At 72.0% G+C, this 20,018-nt stretch carries 10 protein-coding genes; 4 read left to right on the forward strand and 6 right to left on the reverse strand.

What is annotated here, in order from left to right:
- Positions 1 to 28 precede the first annotated feature (28 nt).
- The 4 genes from E0W60_RS02365 to E0W60_RS36930 all read right to left on the reverse strand — a co-directional run bounded on the left by E0W60_RS02365 (position 29) and on the right by E0W60_RS36930 (position 13,825).
- Positions 29 to 3,109, reverse strand: a complete 3,081-nt coding sequence (locus E0W60_RS02365; protein WP_167884544.1) for an amino acid adenylation domain-containing protein — start codon at positions 3,107 to 3,109, stop codon at positions 29 to 31.
- Positions 3,102 to 12,359, reverse strand: a complete 9,258-nt coding sequence (locus E0W60_RS02370) for a non-ribosomal peptide synthetase (protein WP_135702897.1) — start codon at positions 12,357 to 12,359, stop codon at positions 3,102 to 3,104. The genes E0W60_RS02365 and E0W60_RS02370 overlap by 8 nt, the downstream gene beginning before the upstream one ends.
- Before the next feature lie 126 nt (positions 12,360 to 12,485).
- Positions 12,486 to 13,559, reverse strand: coding sequence for a TauD/TfdA family dioxygenase (locus E0W60_RS02375; RefSeq protein ID WP_135702898.1), 1,074 nt, complete (start codon positions 13,557 to 13,559; stop codon positions 12,486 to 12,488).
- 128 nt (positions 13,560 to 13,687) lie between these two features.
- On the reverse strand, positions 13,688 to 13,825 hold the full coding sequence (locus tag E0W60_RS36930; protein ID WP_167884545.1) for a hypothetical protein: 138 nt from the start codon (positions 13,823 to 13,825) through the stop codon (positions 13,688 to 13,690).
- Between E0W60_RS36930 and E0W60_RS02380 the strand changes: the two genes are divergently transcribed.
- The 4 genes from E0W60_RS02380 to E0W60_RS02395 all read left to right on the forward strand — a co-directional run bounded on the left by E0W60_RS02380 (position 13,824) and on the right by E0W60_RS02395 (position 17,064).
- Positions 13,824 to 14,030, forward strand: coding sequence for an MbtH family protein (locus E0W60_RS02380; RefSeq protein ID WP_133094417.1), 207 nt, complete (start codon positions 13,824 to 13,826; stop codon positions 14,028 to 14,030). The two genes, E0W60_RS36930 and E0W60_RS02380, sit on opposite strands and share 2 nt — an antisense overlap.
- Positions 14,027 to 14,851, forward strand: coding sequence for a thioesterase II family protein (locus E0W60_RS02385; RefSeq protein ID WP_135702899.1), 825 nt, complete (start codon positions 14,027 to 14,029; stop codon positions 14,849 to 14,851). The genes E0W60_RS02380 and E0W60_RS02385 overlap by 4 nt, the downstream gene beginning before the upstream one ends.
- The gene (locus E0W60_RS02390) at positions 14,838 to 15,575 is read left to right on the forward strand and encodes a 4'-phosphopantetheinyl transferase family protein (protein ID WP_167884546.1); all 738 of its coding nucleotides are present in this window, start codon (positions 14,838 to 14,840) and stop codon (positions 15,573 to 15,575) included. Before E0W60_RS02385 ends, E0W60_RS02390 begins: the two co-directional genes overlap by 14 nt.
- A gap of 64 nt (positions 15,576 to 15,639) precedes the next feature.
- Positions 15,640 to 17,064: a diaminobutyrate--2-oxoglutarate transaminase gene (locus E0W60_RS02395; RefSeq protein WP_135702901.1), complete on the forward strand. Its 1,425-nt coding sequence runs from the start codon at positions 15,640 to 15,642 to the stop codon at positions 17,062 to 17,064.
- A gap of 100 nt (positions 17,065 to 17,164) precedes the next feature.
- On the opposite strand, the gene aliA is transcribed toward E0W60_RS02395, so the two are convergent.
- On the reverse strand, positions 17,165 to 18,805 hold the full coding sequence (gene aliA / locus E0W60_RS02400; RefSeq protein WP_135702902.1) for a cyclohexanecarboxylate-CoA ligase: 1,641 nt from the start codon (positions 18,803 to 18,805) through the stop codon (positions 17,165 to 17,167).
- Positions 18,806 to 18,854: 49 nt separating this feature from the next.
- Positions 18,855 to 20,006 (reverse strand): cyclohexanecarboxyl-CoA dehydrogenase, encoded by a 1,152-nt coding sequence (gene aliB / locus E0W60_RS02405; protein ID WP_135702903.1) that lies wholly within the window; start codon positions 20,004 to 20,006, stop codon positions 18,855 to 18,857.
- Positions 20,007 to 20,018: the final 12 nt, after the last annotated feature.

Here is a 20,018-nt window from a genome sequence, read left to right on the forward strand (position 1 = left end):
GGACCTGTCAATGGATTTCAGGGAGCGATTACGCCGGCACCACGGCCTGCGCATGCGGTGCAGCAGCGGCCAGTGCCATGTGCGCCAGCTTGTCGAGGTCATCGTCCGCAGCTTCCTGCCTGACGGCAGCGGCCAGCGCATGCGCGGTCGGATGGTCGAACAACAGGCCGGGGGCAATCTCCACCTGCAGCCGGCGGCGCAGCCGCGCGACCAGCTTGATCACCAGCAGCGAATGGCCGCCGAGGGCAAAGAAATCGGCATGCGGGTCGACCTGGCCCTGTTCCAGCAACCCGGCCATCAACGCGCACACCAGGGCTTCCACCGCGTCCGATGCCGGCGCTGCGACCGGAGCTGGCGCACTGTCGGCGGGAACCAGTCCGCGCAGCGCGACGCGGTCGGTCTTGCCATTGGGCAGGCGCGGCAGCGCGGGCAGCGGGACGAAGCGCGCCGGCACCATCGCGTCAGGCAGCATCGCGGCCAGCGTGTGGCGCAGCGCGGCGGCGTCGATGCCGCTGCCGGCTGCCGGCACGAGGAAGGCACACAGCACAGCCTCGCCGCCGGGTCCCGCCACTGCGCACACCGCTGCCTGCGCGACCGCCGGCTGCGCCAGCAGCGCGGCTTCGACCTCCGCGGGCTCGACGCGGATGCCGCGGATCTTGACCTGCTGGTCGGCGCGGCCCAGCAGTTGCAGCCCGGCGGGCGTGGCGCGCGCGAGATCGCCGGTGCGGTACAGCCGTTCGCCGGCAACGAAGGGACCGTCGACGAACGCCGCCGCATCGAGGTCCGCCCGGCCCAAGTAGCCGTGTGCGAGTTGCGGGCCGCCGACGTAAAGCTGCCCGGCTACACCGGCCGGCACCGGCCGCAGCGCATCGTCGAGCAGGCGCACGCGGGTCGCACCCAGCGCGCGGCTAAGCGGTGCGTTGCCGCCTGCCCAAGCCGGCATGTCTGCGCCCAGCGCATGGACCATCACGCCGATGGTGGTTTCGGTCGGGCCGTAGTGGTTGAAGATGCGGCAGCCGGGCGCGTGGCGGCGCAACGTGCCGACCAGGCTGGCCGGCAGCGGCTCGCCGCCAAGGATGACGGTGGCCGGCACCGCGGGCGCTTCCGTTTCCAGCAGCGCCGCCAGGTGCGACGGCACGATCTTGATGGCATCGACCGCGCGGCCGCGCAGGTAGCGGGCAAAGGCCGCGGGGTGGGCCATGTCGTCATCGCCGGCCACCACCAGGCAGCGCCCCTGCCACAGCGCGGCGAACAGCGTGGTGTTGCCGAGGTCCGCGGCTACCGACGACGTCAGGCCGAAGCGCTGGCACGACGACAGCGACAGCGCATCGCAAGCCGCCGCGGTGTAGTGGCTGATCTGCGCGTGGCCAATCACCACGCCCTTGGGTTCGCCGGTGGAGCCGGAAGTGAACAGCACGTAGGCGGCGGCACCAGGATCGACAGTGACCGCAGCCTCTGCTGCTGACGCCGCCGTGGCCAGCAACGCATCGGCACTGACCACGGTCTCGTCGTCCGCCGACGCCTGCTGCGCGATCGTCAGCACCGGCGCTGCCTGCGCCAGCACGCTGCGGCGCCGCGCCTGCGGCCAGGCCGGATCGAGCGGTACATAGGCGCCGCCGGCGGCCCATACCGCCAGCAGGCTGGCCACCAGCGCGCCACTGCGCGGCAATGCCAGCGCCACGCGCGTGCCGGGGCCGACGCCGAGCGCGCGCAGCCGTTGCGCGGCGGCGTGCACCGTGCGCTGCAGGCCGGCATAGTCGAGTGCGAGATCGGCGGCATCCAGCGCGGGCGCCGCCGGCGTGTTGCGTGCATGCTCTGCGATGCGGTGCAGCAGCGAGTCGCCCGCCGCTGCCGGCATGTCGCCGGTCCAGCATTGCGGCACGCGCAAGGTATCGTCGGACGGCCACCACAGCGACGGCAGCGGCGCATCCAGTGCGGCGGGCAGCGCGCCGATCAGCGCGGCGAGATGGGACAGCAGCCATGGCGCCACGCGCGGATGCAGCGCGCCGGCTTGCGCATGCAGCGCCAGCGCGGCCATGCCCTGACCGTCGTCCAGTGCCTCGCACACCAAATCGAAGCCCGGCCACGCCGGACTGGCCAGCGCGATCCCGTCGGCGGGCAATGGCGATACCGCAAACCCGATGCGCGGGCCGGCATCACCGGGCAGCCACGCTTCCTGCCACGCGGCGTGGCCATCCAGCGTCGACAGCCACGCCTGCCAGTGGCTGCGCAGGCTGGCTTCGTCATCCCATTGCACGCCAAGCGGCAGCGCCTTGACGAACACGCCGGCGGCGCCGGCCATCACGCCGTAATCGCGGCGGCAGTCGTGCAGCCATGTGGCGCTGAATGCCGGCTGCGCGCACAGGCGCGCCAGCATGCTCCACCATGCGGCGTGCAGCACGCGCTCGGGCGTGCTGCCGAGCTGGCGCGCGGTCGCGTCCAGCGCCTGGCGGTGCGCGGCGTGCAGCGTGTGGCGCCAGCTTTCGGCGGGCGTGGCTGAGGCAGCAGCGAGCGCGTCGGGCAAGCGCAGCGGCGCGGGCAGCCCGGCCGCCTGAGCTTGCCAGTAGCGGCGGCCGGCGTCGCCGGTACCGTCCTCGCCCAGGCACGCGCCCGCCTGCCAGTCGGCATACTGGGCGTATTGCAGCGGCGGCTCGGCGTCGTCCGCGGCGGTGGTTTCCAGGGCGGCGCGCAGGGCTTCGGCGAGGCGCAGCACGCTGCTTCGGTCTGCCGCCAGCGGGCTGGCCAGCAGCCACAGCGTGGCACCGCCGCTGGCCAGCGGGCACAGGCAGGCGCGCAGCACGTCGCCCCGCGCCGGATCGAGCGCCGGCAGCGCCAGCGCGTCGCCGTCCGCGACGATGATGGTGGCCGCGCCGTTGGCGCCCTGCGGCACGCATGCCACCGGCTGGCTGCCATCGTCGATATAAGCCATGCACAGCACGTCATGGCGTTTGCGCAGCACGGCCAGCGCGGCGTCCACCGCGGCTGGCTCTGGCTGGCAAGCCAGCGCGATGCGCGCCACGTGCGCGTGCGGCGCGGGCGCATTGCGCCATTGCCGCCAGGCGGCCTGTTGTTCGGGAGTCGGACTCCAGGCGTCGTGCATCTCAGGCATCCACGTTCTCCTGCGGGCGCGCGGCGACAAGCTGGGCGTCCGGCTGCTTGCGGTCGAACATGTCGCCCATCGCCACCACGATCTTGCGCGGGCCTTCATAGGGATCGCGCGCATGCGCGGCCAGCATGTTGTCAAGCATCACCACATCGCCGCGCTGCCAGTCGAAGCGCACGGCGCAGGCTTCATACAGCTCGCCGATCAGCGCCATGGCCTCGTCGGGAATCGGCGTGCCGTCGCCGAACATCACGTGGCGCGGCATGCGCTCCAGGCCGACCATCTCGAGCAGGTCTTCGCGCACGTCGGCCTCCAGGCACGAGACGTGGTGCAGTTGCACCTGGTTGAAGAAGCTGCGCTCGCCGGTGACCGGGTGGCTGACGATGGCCGGGCATACGGTGCGCGTCTGCAACACGTCGCCGTCCAGCCAGCGGCAGTCGATGCCGGCGGCGCGGCAGCGCGCCTCGACCTCGGCGCGGTCCCCGGTCTTGTAGAAGTCGCGCCAGTCCACGTCCAGCCGCGGCGTGAAGGTGCGCACGTACATCAGCTGCTTGCTGGCGAACTCCTCGGCCAGCGCGGGCGGCAGGCGGCGCAGCAGTTCGCGGCAGTCGACGATCGGCGTGGCGCCGCCCACGGCAGAGGGCAGCTCGCAGAAGAACCACTGCTTGCGCGGCCAGCGCTCGAGGTGCGCGCTTTCGTTGTGGTACAGGATCATCTGGCGCTCGGGGTAAGGCGTGGAGCGGTAGGTGTTGCGCCCGCCCTCCTTCTTGGGCAGGTCGCCGTAGCTGCCATACAGGCCCGGGTGCATGGCTTCGGCGAAGGCTTCGAAGGCCTGCGGGTTGGGCAGGTCGAAGCCGCGGAAGACAATGCCGGCGTGCCGGTGCAGCGTCGCGCCGACCAGCTCGCGCGAGCGCGCGGCCCACGCCACCGGGTCCAGGCCCGGCACTACCGGCTCGATCACGATGGGGAAGACTTCGCCTGCGCGCAGCGGGCGCAGCCGCACCTGGCTGGCGGGGTCGGCAACGGCCGCCTCTGGCACAGCGGCCGCGGCCGGGCGCGGCCGGGCCAGCGACTTGAGCTGGTCGAGCTTGGCCGCCATGCGTTGGCTGGTATCCATGGTTCGGGACTCCTCGGGTTTCGGTTGGGACAGGCGCGCGGCGCCCGGGGCGTGTGCGCTGACGCGGTCGGCGGGCTGGTCCGGCGCGCGCAGCAGCGCTGCCAGCGTGGCCAGCCATTCGGCGGCAAAGCGCGCCACGGTGGCGGATTCGAACAGCGCGCTGGCAAAGACCCAGTCGCCGCGCAGCGGCGCCGCTTCCTGTTCGCTCTCGGGCTCCAGGAACAGCGCCATGTCGAACTTCGACGTGCGCTCGATGGGCGGCAGCATGCCGGCCTCCACGCCAGGCATGCCCAACTGTCCGGCCGGCGTGTTCTGCAGCACAAACAGCGCCTGCACCAGCGGGTTGCGGCTGCGGTCGCGCTGCACGCCCGCCGCCTCGACGATGCGGTCGAACGGCAAGCCCTCATGCTCGAACGCGGCCAGCACGTCGCGCCGGCATGCCGCCAGCACGTCGCGGAAGCTGGCGCCGGCGATGCGGCGCGAGCGCAGCGGCAGCACGTTGACGAAGAAGCCGATCAGCGGCTCGAGCGCGGCGTCGTGCCGGCCGGCGACGTCGGTGCCGAGCAACAGGTCGTCCATGCCGGTCGCGCGGTGCAGCCAGCACTGGAAGCTCGCCAGCAGCACGATGAAAGGCGTGACCTGCTCGGCGCGCGCCAGCGCATGCACCTGCGCCATGCGCCCGCCGTCGATCCGCAGCGCGACGGCGTCGCCTTCCATGCGCGCCACTGGCGGGCGGGCGTGGTCGGCCGGCAATGCCAGCGCCGCCGGTGCGCCGGCAAGCGCGCCGCGCCAGTAAGCGGTGAGCCGCTCCAGCGCGGCGCCGCGCAGCCAGTCGCGTTGCCACGCGGCATAGTCGGCGTATTGCAGCGCCAGCGGCGGCAGCGGCGCGAGCTGTTCCGGCGCCAGCGCGTGCCGGTAGCCGCGGGTGATCTCGTTGACCAGCAGACCGACCGACCAGCCGTCCGACACCAGATGGTGCATGGCGACCAGCAGCACGTGTTCCCGCGGCGCGCAGCGCAGCAGCGTGGTGCGCCACAGCGGCGCGTGGCCGAGGTCGAACGGGCGCGCTGCGTGCTCCCGCATGGCCTCGCGCAGTGCCGCTTCGCGCGCTTCGGGCGCGAGCGCCTGCAGGTCGATCAGGGACAGGCCGATGTCGGCGGCGGCATCGATGCGTGCGTAGGGTTCGCCATCGTCGTCGGGATAGGCGGTGCGCAGGATCTCGTGGCGCGCCGCCACCGCTGCCAGCGCCTGGCGCAGCGCGGCCAGGTCCAGCGGCCCGCGCAGGCGCAGCGCCCCGGCCATGTTGTAGGCCGCTGCGGCGTTGCCCTGCAGGCGTTCGACCAGCCACAGCCGCTGCTGCGCCAGCGATACCGGCATGCGCGCGGAGCGCGGTACTGGAACCAGCGCGGGCATCACCACCGCTGGCGTGGCGCCATCCAGCCGTGCGGCGAAGTCGCGCAGCACCGGCGCCTCGAAGACATCGCGCAGCGTGGCCTGCGCATGGCCGGCGGCGCGCAGCCGCGCCACCACGCGCGTGGCGATCAGCGAATGGCCGCCCAGGCGGAAGAAATCGCTGTCGCGGCCGACGCGCGCGCCCGGCAGCAGCGCTTCCCAGATGCCGGCGACGGTTTGCTCGGCGGGCGTGGCAGGCGGTGCGCCCTCCTGCGCCACGACCTGCGGCGCGGGCAGCGCCTTGCGGTCGATCTTGCCGTTCGCATTGAGCGGCCACGACGGCATGCACACCCATGCGGACGGCACCATGTACGCGGGCAACCGCGCGGCGACGCTGGCAGACAACTCGGCTTCCAGGACGCCATGCGCGGACTGCGCGCGGCCGGCTTGGGGCTGCCAGTACGCGGTCAGCCATTCGGTGCCGGCGGCACGGTGCACCGTCACCAGCGCGTGGCGCACCGCCGGATGCGCGGCGAGCACGGCTTCGATCTCCCCCAGCTCGATGCGGTAGCCGCGCAGCTTGACCTGGAAGTCCTTGCGGCCGATGTATTCGAGCACGCCGTCTTCGCGCCAGCGGCCGAGGTCGCCGGTCAGGTAGCGGCGGCTGCCCGGCGCGCCGGTCGGATCGGGCACAAAGGCCGCCGCGGTGCGGCGCGGGTCGGCCAGATAGCCGCGGCCGACGCCGGCACCGGCCACCGCGATCTCGCCCACCATGCCGGGCGCGGCAAGATTGCCGTCGGCATCGAGCACCTGCAGCACGGCATTGGCGGTGGGGCGGCCGATCGGCACGGTATCGGTGGCTTGTGCCGCCTGCGCCAGCGCGCCGGCGCGCAGGGGGTGGAACGCCACGTCATCCGAGCATTCCGCCGGCCCGTAGGCGTTCATCATCGGCACGCCCGGATAGCGGCGCAGCCAGGCAAGCGCGGTGGCAGGCGGCAGCGCCTCGCCGGTAGGCAACACCCAGCGCAGCGCGGGCAGCGGCGCCGCGCGGCCCTCGGCGTCCTGGCAGTCGAGCATGGCCTGCAGTAGCGACGGCACCGGCTCGAACAGCGTCACGCCACGCTGCGCCAGCAGTGCGGTGAGTGCGGCCGGATCGCGCACCACGTCGTCGCCGATGATCTCCACGCCTGCGCCGAACACCGGCGCGGCCAGCGCCTGCCAGACCGAGATGTCGAAGCAAGGCGGCGCGGTCTGGGCGATCACGTCGCCCTCGCCCAGCCCCAGCGGCACGGCCTTGGCCAGCATGTTGTTGAGCATGCCGGTGCGCGTGACCATCGCGCCCTTGGGCACGCCGGTCGAGCCGGAGGTGAACAGCACGTACGCGAGCTGCGCGGGATGCGCGGGCAGGTCGGGCGCAGGCGCCGCCCCGGCTTCCAATGCGGGCAGCGTCGTGGCGCCGGCAATGCCGGCGGCGGCCAGCGCGGCCACGCCGGATGCATCCGTCAGGACCTGTGCTGCCTTGGCCTGCGCCAGCACCTGCTGCCAGCGTGCCGCGGGATGGCTGACATCGAGCGGCACCCACGCCGCGCCGGCGCGCAGGATGCCGGCCAGCGCGACCAGCCAGTCCAGCCCGCGCGGCAGCAGCACCGCGATGAGATCGTCCGGGCGCACGCCGGCGGCGCGCAGGCCGCTGGCGACGCGGCCGGCGCGCTCCCACCAGTCGCCATAGGTCAGCGTCCCGGCGCCGCAGCGGGCCAGCACACGCCGCGGATGCGCAGCCACCTGGCGCGCGACCCGCCGCACGTAGTCGTCCTGCAAGGCGGCAAGCGTCACGCTGGTGTCGTCGCTCGCGCTCCATGCCTGCAGCCTGGCGCGCGTGGCGCCATCGAGCATGTCGGCGGCGCCCACGTGCGCGATGCCGGCGGCCAGCGACGCCAGCACGGCGGCGTAGGCGTCCATCCATTGCGCCAGCCGGTGCGCCTGCACACGCGAGGCATCGCAGGTGAAGCGGATGGTGAAGCGGCTGTCGGGCATGACCTCCAGCGTCAGGCCGTAGTGGGTCTGCTCGATGTTGTCATGCTGGCGCAGGCGCAGGCCGGCCACCTCGCGCGCGCGGTGGCCCAGGTCGGGCAGGTTCTGGAACACCATCAGCGTATCGAACAGGGCTCCGCCGATGCCGGACTCAGCCTGGATCTCCGCGAGCGCGGCGTGCTCGAACTCGCGCATCGCCACGGCGGCGTGCTGGGTCGCCTGCAGGTAGTCCGCCACCGCCAGCGCGCCTTGCGGACGCAGCCGCAACGGCAGCGTGTTGATGAACACGCCCAGCATGCGCTCGGCGCCTTCCAGGCCCGCGGGGCGGCCGGCCGAGGTCACGCCGAAGACGATATCGTCGCTGCCGGCGTGGCGCGACAGCACGATGCCCCACGCGGCCTGCATCACGGTGTTGAGCGTGACGCGGTGCGCCGCGGCCAGCGCGCGCAGGCTGGCGTCGAGGCCGGCCGGCAGGATCAGGTCACGGCAAAGCGGCGCGGTTTTCCCGTGGGCGCTGGCGGGTGCGATGCCCGGCAGCACTGTCGGGCCGGCCAGGCCGGCGAATGCAGCGCGCCAGAAGGCCTGCCGCGCGGATGCGGGCTGTGCCGCGAGCCAGGCGATGTAGTCGCGGTACGGCCGGCGCGGCGTTGGGGCATGTGCCGGATCGGCATAGCGGGCCAGCGCCTCGTCGAGCAGCTGCACCGAGCCCCAGCCGTCGACGATCAGGTGGTGCCGGCTCCAGACCAGCCACCAGCCCGCGTCGCCGGTGCGCAGCAGCGCCAGCCGCATCAGCGGCAGCTCGGCGGGATCGAAGCCGCGCGAGCGGTCGGCATGGCACCACTCCGCCAGCCGCGCCGCCTGCGCGCCGGCCCCGCGCCAGTCTTCCACTGTCACGGGTAGCTTTGCGCGCGCATGCACGCATTGCAGCGCGCGGTCGCCGCCCGCTTCGCCTGCCGCGGCAAAGGTGGTACGCAAGATCGGGTGGTCGTCCAGCAGCGCCTGCCAGGCGGCGGCCATGCGTTCGGTGTCGAGCGGACCCTCGACCTGCAGCACCAGCTGGTTGACGTAGGCACCGTTGCCGCCATCGCGCAGGTGGTGGAACAGCAGGCCTTCCTGCAGGGGCGACAGCGGATAGGCATCTTCGATGTCGCCCCCTTGGCTGCGCAGACGCTCCAGCGCCTGCGTGTCGCAGCCGCTCAGCGCAAAGGGCTGCGCAGCCGCTGGCGTTCCGGCTGCGCTGGCAGTTTTCTCGCGCGCGGCGAGATGGACCGCCAGGCGTGCCAGCGTCGGGTGCGCGAACAGGTCCCTGGGCGCGAGCACCAGCTGCTGCGCGCGCGCCCTGGCGACGATCTGCAGCGCCAGGATGGAATCGCCGCCGAGCGCGAAGAAATCCGCATCGCGGTCGATCTGCTCGCGTTGCAGGATTTCGCGCCACAGTCCCGCCAGCATCTGTTCGATGGCGGCCGCCTGTGCGGCGGCTGGCGCCGCGTTCGCACGCAGCACGGCAGCCAGCGCCGCCGGCGTGGGATGCGCGAACAGCAGCCTGGGCGTCAGCGGCAGGCCCGCCTTGCGCGCCTGCGCGACCAGTTGCAGTCCAAGAATGGAATCGCCGCCGAGCGCGAAGAAGTTGCCGTCGGCGCCCACGCTTTCGCGTCCGAGCACGCCTGCCCACAGGCGCGCCAGCGTCGCCTCGGTCTCGTCGCCCGGTGCCGGTTGCGCCGGTGCCGCGGCCTCGCCGGGCACGGGCGGCAGCGCCTTGCGATCGACCTTGCCGTTGCGCAGCCGCGCGAAGGCGTCGCACGCAACGAACGCGGCAGGCAGCATCGGCGCCGGCAACGCGGCGGACATGGTGGTGCGCAGGGTATCGAGATCCAGGCCGGCGTCGGCCACCAGGTAGGCGACCAGCCGCAGCCCCTCGCCCGCCGGCGACGGCAGCGCCAGCACCACGGCATCGCGCACGCCCGGCGCCTGGCGCAGCCATGCTTCGACTTCGCCCGGCTCGACGCGGAAGCCGCGGATCTTGACCTGTGCGTCGGCGCGGCCGAGGAAGACGATGGCGCCGTCTTCGTCCATGCGTACGCGGTCGCCGGTCCGGTACAAGCGGCCGCCCGGCTGGAACGGGTCCGGCACAAAACGCTCGGCGGTCAGCGCGGGGCGGCGCAGGTAGCCGCTGGCGACGCCGGCGCCGCCGATATAGAGCTCGCCCACCGCGCCACGCGGCACGCGGTTCAGGTGGCGGTCGAGCACGCAGGCGCTGACGCCGGCAAGCGGCTGGCCGACGGGAATTGGACCCGCCACAGCGGCGTCAGGCACCGCATGCGTCAGGCACCCCACCGTGGCTTCTGTGGGGCCGTAGTGATTGACCACGCGGCATGCCGGGCGCAGCGCCTGCACGCGCGCCACCAGCGCCGCGTCGAGCGCCTCGCCGCCGAACACCAGGCACTGGCGCGGCACCAGCCGCACGGGATCGGCCACCGCCAGCAGCGCGCGCAGGTGCGTCGGGACGATCTTCAGGCAATCGACCGGCCGCGCTGCCAGGGCTTCGGCAAGCGCTTCGGGGTCTTCCGCCAGCGCGTCGTCCAGCACGCGCAGCGTGTGGCCGCCGAGCAGCGCGCCGAACCATGCGGTGTGGCCGAGGTCGGCCGTCACCGAGGACAGCGACGCCAGCGACGACCCTGCCGGCAGCGCCAGCGCGCGCAGCACGCCGGCGGCGTAATGCGCGAGGTTGCCTTGCGTGACCACCACGGCCTTGGGCGTGCCGGTCGAGCCGGAGGTGTAGATCAGGTAGGCGGGCTGTGCCGGAGCGGCGGCGGGCCATGCGGCAGCGCCGGTTGTGTCCTCGCTCGCGAGCGAGGACACATGCCAGGCTGCGCCCGGCGTGGATTGCGCCAGCCACTGCGGCCGCTCGCCCTCGCCCACCACGGCGGCAAGGCACGCATCGGCGGCCAGTTGCGCCAGCCGCGCGGCGGGCATGCCGGCGTCCAGGCACAGGAAGGCGGCGCCGGCCTTCCATGCGCCAAGCATGGCGGCAGCCATGCGCGCGCCGCGCGGCAGCAGCAGGCCGACCACATCGCCGGGCCGGACGCCACCGTCGCGCAGGCTTGCGGCGAGCGCGGTCGCGGCGCGATCGAGCGCGGCGTAGCTGCATTGCGCATCGGCGGCATCGACGGCGAGCCGCCCGGGATGCGCGCGCACGCCGGCCTCGAAGGCCGCCAGCGCGGTGGCGTGCCGCTCGATGCGGCCAGCGCGCATATCGGAGAGCACCGCCGCCTCATACAGCGGCAGGTCCCCGACACGCGCGTCGGCGTTGTCGAGCACAGCATCCACCGCAGCGCGCAGCGTGGCGATCAGGCGCTGGACGGACTGCGCGTCGAACCGGTCGGCGTCATAGCGCCATTGCCCGCGCAGGCGATCGCCCTCGTCCTGCCAGCGCAGGTTCATGTCGTTGGCTGCGCCGCGCTGGGTGGCGAGGTATTCGCGCACCAGGTAGCGGCCCAGCACGTTGCGCGGCCCCACCGGCACGAAGGTGGTCATATGCCGGAACAGCGGCCCCTCCCCGCCCATGCGCGCCAGCGGATATTGCTGGTGGCGCAGCGCGCCGCGCATCTGCCGGGCGCAGTCGCGCACCACCGCGGCAAAGGCCGGATTGGCGGAGAAGTCTGCGCGCAGCGGCACCGTGTTCAGCGTAAAGCCGATCAGGTCGGCGGACTGTGCGCCTGATCGCCCCGCCGTCGGCGTGCCGATCAGGAAATCGTCCTCGCCACTGGCGCGGTGCACGACCGTCTTGAACAGCGCCAGCATCACCACGAAGAGGCTGACTTCCAGCTGCGTTGCCAGCTCGCGCAGGCCTGCCGTCTGCTGCGGCGTGAGGCGGAATTCGAGTTCGGCGCCGCGGTGGCGCGATTCCGCGTCCAGCGTGCCGGGCATCGCCGGCGCCGCGGGCGCGTCTTCAAGCACGCCCTCCCAGTACGCGCGCAGCGAAGCGCCGCGCGGGCCTGCCAGCAGTTGCCGCTGGCGCGCAAGCCAGTCGCGGTAGCGGCCGCTTTGCGACGCCATCGGCGCTGCGCCGGCGCACAGCGCCTCGTAGGTGGCGAAGATCTGGTCGCAGACCAGCTCGAACCCGAGGTAGTCGCCGGCGATATGGTGCATGCCCGCGCACATCCACATGCGGTCGGCGCCGCCCGGCTGGCGCGAGACGAGGAAGCGGAAACGGCAGACCTGCCCCGCATCGGGGTCGAACGGTTCGTCGGCTTCGCGCTCGAACCAGGCGTGCAGGCCCGCTTCATCGAGGCCGTCGGCACGCGTCAGCGACACCTCCGCGGCAAAGCCCGCGGGGCGTGCCATCACGATCTCGCCGTCTTCCTCGATAAAGCCGCTATGCAGCGCCTCATGGCAGTCCACCACGTGGCGCACCGCCTGTTCGAGCAGCTCGAAGCGCAGGCCAGCCGGCACCTCGATCGCGAACACCATGTTGTAGGCGGCGCTGTGCGGATGGCGGCGATGAAACGCCAGCAGCGCGAGCTGGCCGGGGCCGGCGGGATAGCGGTCGAAGTAGCCGGGATGCGCGGCCAGCCACGCATCGGCCTCGGCGGCGCGGGTTGCCAGCAGCCCGGCCGCGGCCTGCTGCGCATCGGTGCCGGCCGCGCTGTCGCCAGCCACGCGCCAGCGCCCGTCATGCAGGCGCAGGCGCACGCCTTCGGCGCGCAGGGTTCGCATCAGGGCGCCAGTTTCGGCCGGCAAGGGAGCTTCGGAAGACGACATGGCGAAAGCGTTGGAGATGACAGGTCCCCGCCGGGCAGGCGCAGCCAGCCCGGCCAGGAGTGATCAGACGGGAAACGCGCCTCAGCCCAGTCCGGGCGGCGCGGGCTCGGCCATGGCGACGATCACGCGGCGCGCGCCGGTGAAGGTGCCGCGCCCGTGGGCGGCGAGCATGTTGTCGAGCATCAGCACGTCGCCCTGCTGCCAGGGAAAGCGCACCGTGCATTGGTCCAGCGTGGCGCGGATCGAGGCCAGCGCATCGTCTTCCAGCGGTGCGCCGTCGCCGTAGACGACGTTGCGCGGCAGTTCGTCGACGCTGCCGACCACGTCCAGCAAGGTCTCGCGCACGTGCGGCGCCAGGTTGGACACATGGAACAGGTGGGCCTGGTTGAACCACACCATCTCGCCGGTCACGGGATGGCGCGCGACCGCCTGGCACAGCTGGCGCGTGCGCAGCTCGCCGTCGGGCTTCCATTCGAACTCGATCCGCTGCGCGCGGCAGAAGCGCTCCACCTGCGCGCGGTCTTCGGTGTTGAAGGCGCGCTGCCAGCTCAGGTCGAGGCCGTTGCCGTAGTTGCGCACGTACATCAGCCGGCGTTGCGCAAAGCGCTCGCGGATGGCTGGGTCGAGGCGCTGGTAGACCAGGCGGCTGTCGGCGATCGGCGTTTCGCCGCCGGATTCGCTCGGCTGCACGCAGTGGAACCAGATCTTCATCGGCCACTGCAGCGTGTACGACTGCTCGTTATGCAGCGGGATCACCTGGTGCGCCGGGTATTCGGTCGAGGTGTAGACGCCCTCCCTGACCTGCGAGCGCGGCGTGGAGCCGAACTCGTAGCTCAGCAGCGGATGGCCGAAGGCGCTGGCGAAGGCGCGGAACGCGGTGTCGTCATCGAAATGAAAGCCACGGAACAGCACGCCGCCGACGCGCGGCAACTGCTCGGCGGCAATCGCCGCCATGGCATGGAACTGGCCGCGCCAGTCGGTGCCGCCGTCCGGCTTGACCACCAGCGGCAGCGCGCCTTGCGCGGACAGCGGGGCGATACGCAGTCCGCCTGCCCCGGCGTTGCTTGCCGAGGTGGCTGAGGTTGCGGCGGTAGCCACGCCGGCAGCGGCGCGGTGGTCCGCCCTGAGGTCGGCGATGGTACTGGTCGTGTCCATATCCCTGTTGCCTCTACGGGTGCGTTCGCGAGGCCGGTTGCGGCCTGGGAGTCAATGGAGGCCAACGGGGGCAGCCTCGCGAACCATGTCTGCACATTGAAAGTGTGAAGCGAGTGTAGCGGAATAATTTACGAATGGAAATACAAATCATTATCATTTACGATATTGACCGACGAATCATCGCGAACGTTCGCGACGCCATCGCGGCGGACTTGCTTGCCGGCGCCGCGATGGCGTTTCCACACCACCAGAAGGAGCATTGCCATGAGCTGGGACCACCCCGACACGCGTTTCCACGTCGTCCGCAATGAAGAAGGCCAGTACTCGATCTGGCCCGACTACAAGCCCGTCCCGGCAGGATGGAAAAGCACCGGATTCCAGGGCAATCGCGACGAGTGCCTGACCCATATCGACACGGTCTGGACCGACATGCGCCCGCTCAGCCTGCAGCGCGCGCTGGCTGGCGCATGAGCGCGCCGCAGCCTGGGCGCGAGCGCTGGTTTGCCGTGATGCCCGGACGGGCAGGCGATGCCACGAATGCAGAGGCTACGCGCGTGCGCCTGTACTGCCTGCCCTATGCGGGCGCCGGCCATACCGCGTACCACGGGTGGCGCGACGCGCTGCCCGCGCAGGTGGAGCTGGCGCCGGTATACCTGCCCGGACGCGGCATGCGCACGGCCGAGGCGCATGCGGCTTCGATCGAGGAACTGGCCGCGGCGCTGGCGGCGGCGATCGCACGCGCGGCGCGCACCGAGGCGCCGCGCTTTGCGCTGTTCGGGCACAGCATGGGCGCCCTGCTCGGCTTCGAAACCGCGCGCGTGCTCGAAACCGTGCACGGCCTTGCGCCCACGGCGCTGGTTGTGTCCGGACGAGGCGCGCCGGCGCTGCCGTCGGCGCGGCCGCCGTTCAGCACGCTGCCTGACGGCGCCTTCGCCGACGTCATCGCGGGGATGGGCGGCATGCCGGCCGAGATCCGCGAAACCCCGGAAGCACTGGCGTTCTTCCTGCCGGTGCTGCGTGCCGACATCGCGCTGTGCGAGCGCTGGCGCTACGTCCGCGGCCCGCGCCTGGGCTGCCCGATCACCGTGCTGGGCGGCCAGGACGATGTCCACGCGCCGCCCGCCACGCTGGCAGCCTGGCGCGACGAAACCCTGCACGATTGCCGCCAGCAGGTCTTCGCGGGTGGGCACTTCTTCCTGCACGACGCGGCGCCCGCGGTGCTGGATGCCGTTGCGCAGGCAGTGCTTGGCACCGCGCCGCTCAGCGGAGAAGCCGGCCATGCGCTTGCCTGACTTCGCCGCACCGTCGCACGGCGACATCCACGTGTGGCACGTGGCGGCCGATGCGCCGGTGGATCCCACCGTGCTTTCTGCTGACGAGCACGCCCGCGCCGCCGCGTTTCGCCAGGCCGCCGACCGCAACCGCTTTACCGCGGCGCGCGCGGCCTTGCGCACGCTGCTGGGCGGCTGCCTGGCCCTGCCGCCCGCCGCCGTCCCGCTGGCCGCCAACGCCTTCGGCAAGCCCGTGCTGGCCACGGCCCCGGAGAACCCGCCCCTGCACTTCAACGTCAGCCACAGCGGCGCGCGCGCGGTGATCGCGCTGTCGCGCGCGCCGGTCGGCATCGACATCGAAGCCTGGCGTGCCGGCATGGCCTGGGCGGACTGGCGCGACAGCGCCGCCGTCGCCTGCGCGCCCGATGAAATGCACTGGCTTGCCGGGCTGGCGCAGCGGCAGCCGGAGCACGCCATGCTCGGCTTCCTGCGGCTCTGGACCGCCAAGGAAGCGTGCAGCAAGGCGCTCGGCACCGGCCTGTCGGCGTCGCCGCAAGCGGTGCGCGTGGCGCCGCCCGGCAGCGCCGGATGCGTGCCGCCGCTGGCGCGCGCCGGCGCGGGTGTCTGGTATCTGCACGATGCCGGCGGCGGTTCGCGCTATGTGGCATGCCTGGCCACGCCGCTCGCGGCGGTGCGCGTCGTGCAACGGCAATACCCGCCGCGGTGCGCCAGCGCCAACCCTTGATCCAGTCCTTGCAGTCAACGCCCCCAACGCCCCTGTATCAACGCCCTCCGCTAGGAACGACACCATGACGCCTCCCTCGCTCGCCACGCTCGCCCATGGCCAACCCGCGCCGTTCTCGGCCGGCGCCTTTGCCCGGCAAGCGCCGATCCGGCTCGACGACAATGCCTACCTGCAGCGCCAGTGCGCCCGCGAATCCAACGCCCGCTCGTATCCGCGCCGCATCCCGCTGGCGCTGGAACAGGGCTACGGCGTGTACCTGCGCGACACCAGCGGCCAGCTCTTCATCGACTGCCTGGCGGGTGCCGGCACGCTCGCGCTCGGCCACAACCACCCGGCGGTGGTGCGCGCGCTGCGCGACACGCTCGACAGCGGCCTGCCGCTGCATACGCTGGACCTGGCCACGCCGGTCAAGGACCGCTTTATCGACGACCTGTTCGGCCTGCTGCCGGACGAGTTCGCCGCGCGCGCGCGCATCCAGTTCTGCGGCCCGACCGGTGCCGACGGCATCGAAGCCGCGCTCAAGCTGGCCAAGACCGCCACCGGCCGCCACACCGTGCTGAGCTTCGCCGGCGGCTACCATGGCATGACCCACGGCACGCTGGCGCTGATGGGCAACCTGGGGCCCAAGGCGCCGCTGGGCGCGCTCGGCGCCAGCGTGCAGTTCCTGCCTTATCCGTATGACTACCGCTGCCCCTTCGGCCTGCGCGGCGAAGCCGGCATCGATGCCGGGCTGCGCTATATCGGGCAGATGCTGTCCGATCCCGAGTCCGGCGTGTTGCCGCCGGCAGCGGTGGTGGTAGAAGCGGTGCAAGGCGAAGGCGGCGTGATTCCCGCGCCGGCACGCTGGCTGCGCGAACTGCGCCGCATCACGCGCGAGCGAGGCATCGCGCTGGTGCTGGACGAAGTGCAGACCGGGCTGGGCCGCACCGGGCACACCTTCGCGTTCGAGCATGCCGGCATCGTGCCGGACGTGCTGGTGCTGTCCAAGGCGATCGGCGGCGGGCTGCCGATGTCGGTGGTGATCTACGACGGCGCGCTCGACGCCTGGCAGCCGGGCGCGCATGCCGGGACCTTCCGCGGCAACCAGCTGGCGATGGCGGCGGGCTCGGCCACCATCCGCACTATCGCTGCGCAAGGGCTGGTGGCGCATGCCGAGGGCATGGGGCAGCGGCTCGCGACACGGTTGCGCGAGCTGCAGTCGGACTTCGCCGCAATTGGCGAGGTGCGTGGGCGCGGGCTGATGCTTGGGGTGGAGCTGGTGGATGAGCGTGCCGACCCTGACGTGGTCGGCGCGTACCCCGCCGATGGCGACTTCGCGCGTACCATGCAGCGCGAATGCCTGCAGCGCGGGCTGATCGTCGAGCTGGGCGGGCGCCATGGGGCGACGGTGCGGTTCCTGCCGCCGCTGGTCATTGACGAGGCTGAGGTGGATCTGGTGGGTGAGTTGTTTGGCGAGGCGCTTGGCGCGGCAACGCGGGAGTTACGGTAAGCGCGCTTGACACGCGCCGGCCCCTCTCCCCCGGCCCCTCTCCCCCGGCCCCTCTCCCGCAAGCGGGAGCGGGGAGCAAACCAACGGTTAGCGCATCGTGCTACAGCGCATCCCGCAACAGATCGCGCAGCCTGAATTTCTGGATCTTCCCCGCCGGCGTCGCCGGCAACGCATCGCGCACGACAAGCTTTTCCGGGATGTACTGCAGCGCCATCTTCTGCCCCTTGAGCCATTCCACCATCGCCGCGTGATCGAAGTCATGCCCGGCGCGCGGCACCACGAAGGCACAGGCACGCTCGCCCAGCCGTTCGTCGGGATAGGCGACGATCGCCACCTGCGCCACCGCGGGATGGCGGTACAGCAAGGTCTCGACCTCCAGCACGGGGATGTTCTCGCCGCCGCGGATGATCACGTCCTTGCTGCGGCCGGCGATGCGCAGGTACCCCTCGGCATCGAGCCGGGCCAGGTCGCCGGTGTCGAACCAGCCATCGCCATCGGTGCCGTTCAGCTGCGGGCGCTTCAGGTAGCCGCCGAAATTGGAGCAGGCGCGCACCAGCAGCCGGCCGGTCTCGCCGACAGGCACGTCCGTGTCGGTGCCATCGACCACCCGGATCGCCACGCCGGGCAGCGGGCGGCCGTCGGTGGTGGACGCGCGTTCGTCGCTGTCCTCCGGCAGCGTCGTGGTGACCGCGCCGTTCTCGGTCATGCCCCATGCCGATACGATCTTCGCGCCCAGCGCCTGCCGTGCCTGCTCGACCAGCGCACCCGGAATCGGCGCGCCCGCGCACAGGAAGATGCGCAGGCTCGGCACCGGCGCGCCGGACTCGGCCACCACGCGCGCCAGGTCCGTGAGGAAAGGCGTGGAGCCCATGGTGAAGGTCACGCCCTCGTCGCGGATCAGCGCGGCGGCGCGGGCCGGGTCCCAGATGTCCTGCAGCACCGCATGCGCGCCCAGCACCACCGGCATCATCAGGCCGTACATGAAGCCGGTCTGGTGTGCCATCGGCGACGCCATCAGCACCACGTCGTCGCCGGTGAGATGCAGCCGGCCGGCATAGGCGACGATGTTGGAGAACAGCGTGTTCGCGGTATGCATCACGCCCTTGGGCTCGCCGGTGGTGCCGGAGGTGTAGATCAGCTGCGTGACGTCGTCCGGGCCCGGGCGGCTGCACTGCAGGATGGTGGCGGCATCGGCTGCGTCTTCCCAGGACGGGCCGCTCAGCAGCGCCTCGAAGCTGTCGTCGCCGTCGGCATCCACCACGACGATATGGCGCAGCGCAGGCAACCCTTCACGCAAACCCCGCAGCATCTGCGCATGGTCGAAGCCGCGGAACAACTTCGGCACCACCACCACCTTGCTCCGGGCGTGCGCCAGCATGAACGACAGCTCGCGCTCGCGGAAGATCGGCATGACCGGGTTGAGCACCGCGCCCAGGCGCGCGCAGGCCAGGTACAGCACGCTCAGGTGCCAGCCGTTGGGCAGCTGGCATGAGACCACGTCGCCGGCCACGATGCCGAGGCGGGAAAGGCCCACCGCCACGCGGTCGGCCATGCGCTCCAGCTGCTGCCAGGTGAAGCGCGTCACGTGTTGACGATCGATGCTGAGCGCGGTCAACGCGGGGGCGTCGGGCCGCTCACGTACGCACTCGGCAAGATAGTCGTTGATGGTACGGTCCTGCCAGTGCCCGGCGGCAATGCTGGCGGCACGGCGCGGCGCGATCAGTACGGCGTCGAAATCCATGGCGGTCTCCTCGTTGTTGTGTGCTGCCAGTCGTTGCGTCGGGCGCGCGTCAGGCCGGTACCGCTTCGCGCCCCGCGCGTGTGCGCGCGATGATGGTCTTCATGATCTGCGCGGTGCCGTCGCCGATCTGGAAGCCGAGCACGTCGCGCAGGCGCTGCTCCATCACGCCGCGGTCATAGCCGCCGTGGCCGAACGACAGCAGGCACTGGTGCACCACGTCGTACGCCAGCTTGGGCGCCCACCACTTGCACATGGCGGCTTCGGCGGTATGCGGCAGGCCGCGGTCCTTCAGCCACAGCGTCTGCAAACACAGCAGGCGCGCGCCCTGCACCTGGGTCTCGAAGTCTGCCAGCGGGTGCGACACGCCCTGGAACGCCGACAGCGGCTTGCCGAAGGCCTGGCGCTCGGCCACGTAGGCCCAGGTCTCGTCCAGCGCCGCCTGCGCCACGGCCAGCACCTGCAGGCCGATCAGCGCGCGCGAGAAATCGAAGCCCTGCATCACCTGCACAAAGCCTTCGCCCTCCTTGCCGAGCAGATGGCTCGCCGGCACGCGCACGTTCTCGAAGAAGATCGAGCCGCGTCCGATGGCGCGCTGGCCGTGGCAGTCGAAGCGGTTGCGCGTGATGCCCGGGAGGTCCATCGGCACCAGCAGCGCCGACACGCCGCGCGCGCCCGCCTCGACCGAACCGCTGCGTGCGAACACCACCGCGGCATCGGCCTGGTCGGCGGCGGAGATCGAGGTCTTCTCGCCGTTGAGCACATAGTGGTCGCCATCGCGTTCCATGCGCAGCCGCAGGCTGGCCGCGTCCGAGCCGCCGCGCGGCTCGGTCAGCGCGATCGCCAGCAGCGCTTCGCCGCGCGTCAGGCGCTGCAGCCATGGGCCGGCGATCTCTGGCCGCGCGTGATGCGCCAGGATCTGCCCGTTCAGCGAGGCCAGCAGGTTGATATACGACAGGCTCAGGTCGGCGCGCGCCACCGCTTCGTGGATCACACCGGCCGCGAGCGAGCCCATGCCCTGCCCGCCGTATTGTTCCGGCAGCTCGGGCGCGATAAAGCCCATCTCGCCCATCTCTCGCATCAGCGCGCGGTCGAGCACGCGGGTGCGGTCGCGCTCCAGGTAGCCGGGCGCGACGCGGGCGTCGGCAAAGCGGCGGGCATGTTCGGCCAGCGCCGACAGGTCTTCGTCAAGGTAGGGATTCATGGCTGTCTCCGC

The organism is Cupriavidus oxalaticus (assembly GCF_004768545.1).
GTDB classification, from domain to species: Bacteria; Pseudomonadota; Gammaproteobacteria; order Burkholderiales; family Burkholderiaceae; genus Cupriavidus; species Cupriavidus oxalaticus_A.

Bases quoted from the DNA above. Each gene is read 5' to 3' on its own strand.
- E0W60_RS02390 (WP_167884546.1), top strand. From the start codon at position 14,838: ATGCGCTTGCCTGACTTCGCCGCACCGTCGCACGGCGACATCCACGTG.
- aliA (WP_135702902.1), bottom strand. From the start codon at position 18,805: ATGGATTTCGACGCCGTACTGATCGCGCCGCGCCGTGCCGCCAGCATT.
- E0W60_RS02395 (WP_135702901.1), top strand. From the start codon at position 15,640: ATGACGCCTCCCTCGCTCGCCACGCTCGCCCATGGCCAACCCGCGCCG.
- E0W60_RS02375 (WP_135702898.1), bottom strand. From the start codon at position 13,559: ATGGACACGACCAGTACCATCGCCGACCTCAGGGCGGACCACCGCGCC.
- E0W60_RS36930 (WP_167884545.1), bottom strand. From the start codon at position 13,825: ATGGCAATGCTCCTTCTGGTGGTGTGGAAACGCCATCGCGGCGCCGGC.
- aliB (WP_135702903.1), bottom strand. From the start codon at position 20,006: ATGAATCCCTACCTTGACGAAGACCTGTCGGCGCTGGCCGAACATGCC.
- E0W60_RS02365 (WP_167884544.1), bottom strand. From the start codon at position 3,109: ATGCCTGAGATGCACGACGCCTGGAGTCCGACTCCCGAACAACAGGCC.
- E0W60_RS02385 (WP_135702899.1), top strand. From the start codon at position 14,027: ATGAGCGCGCCGCAGCCTGGGCGCGAGCGCTGGTTTGCCGTGATGCCC.
- E0W60_RS02380 (WP_133094417.1), top strand. From the start codon at position 13,824: ATGAGCTGGGACCACCCCGACACGCGTTTCCACGTCGTCCGCAATGAA.
- E0W60_RS02370 (WP_135702897.1), bottom strand. From the start codon at position 12,359: ATGCGAACCCTGCGCGCCGAAGGCGTGCGCCTGCGCCTGCATGACGGG.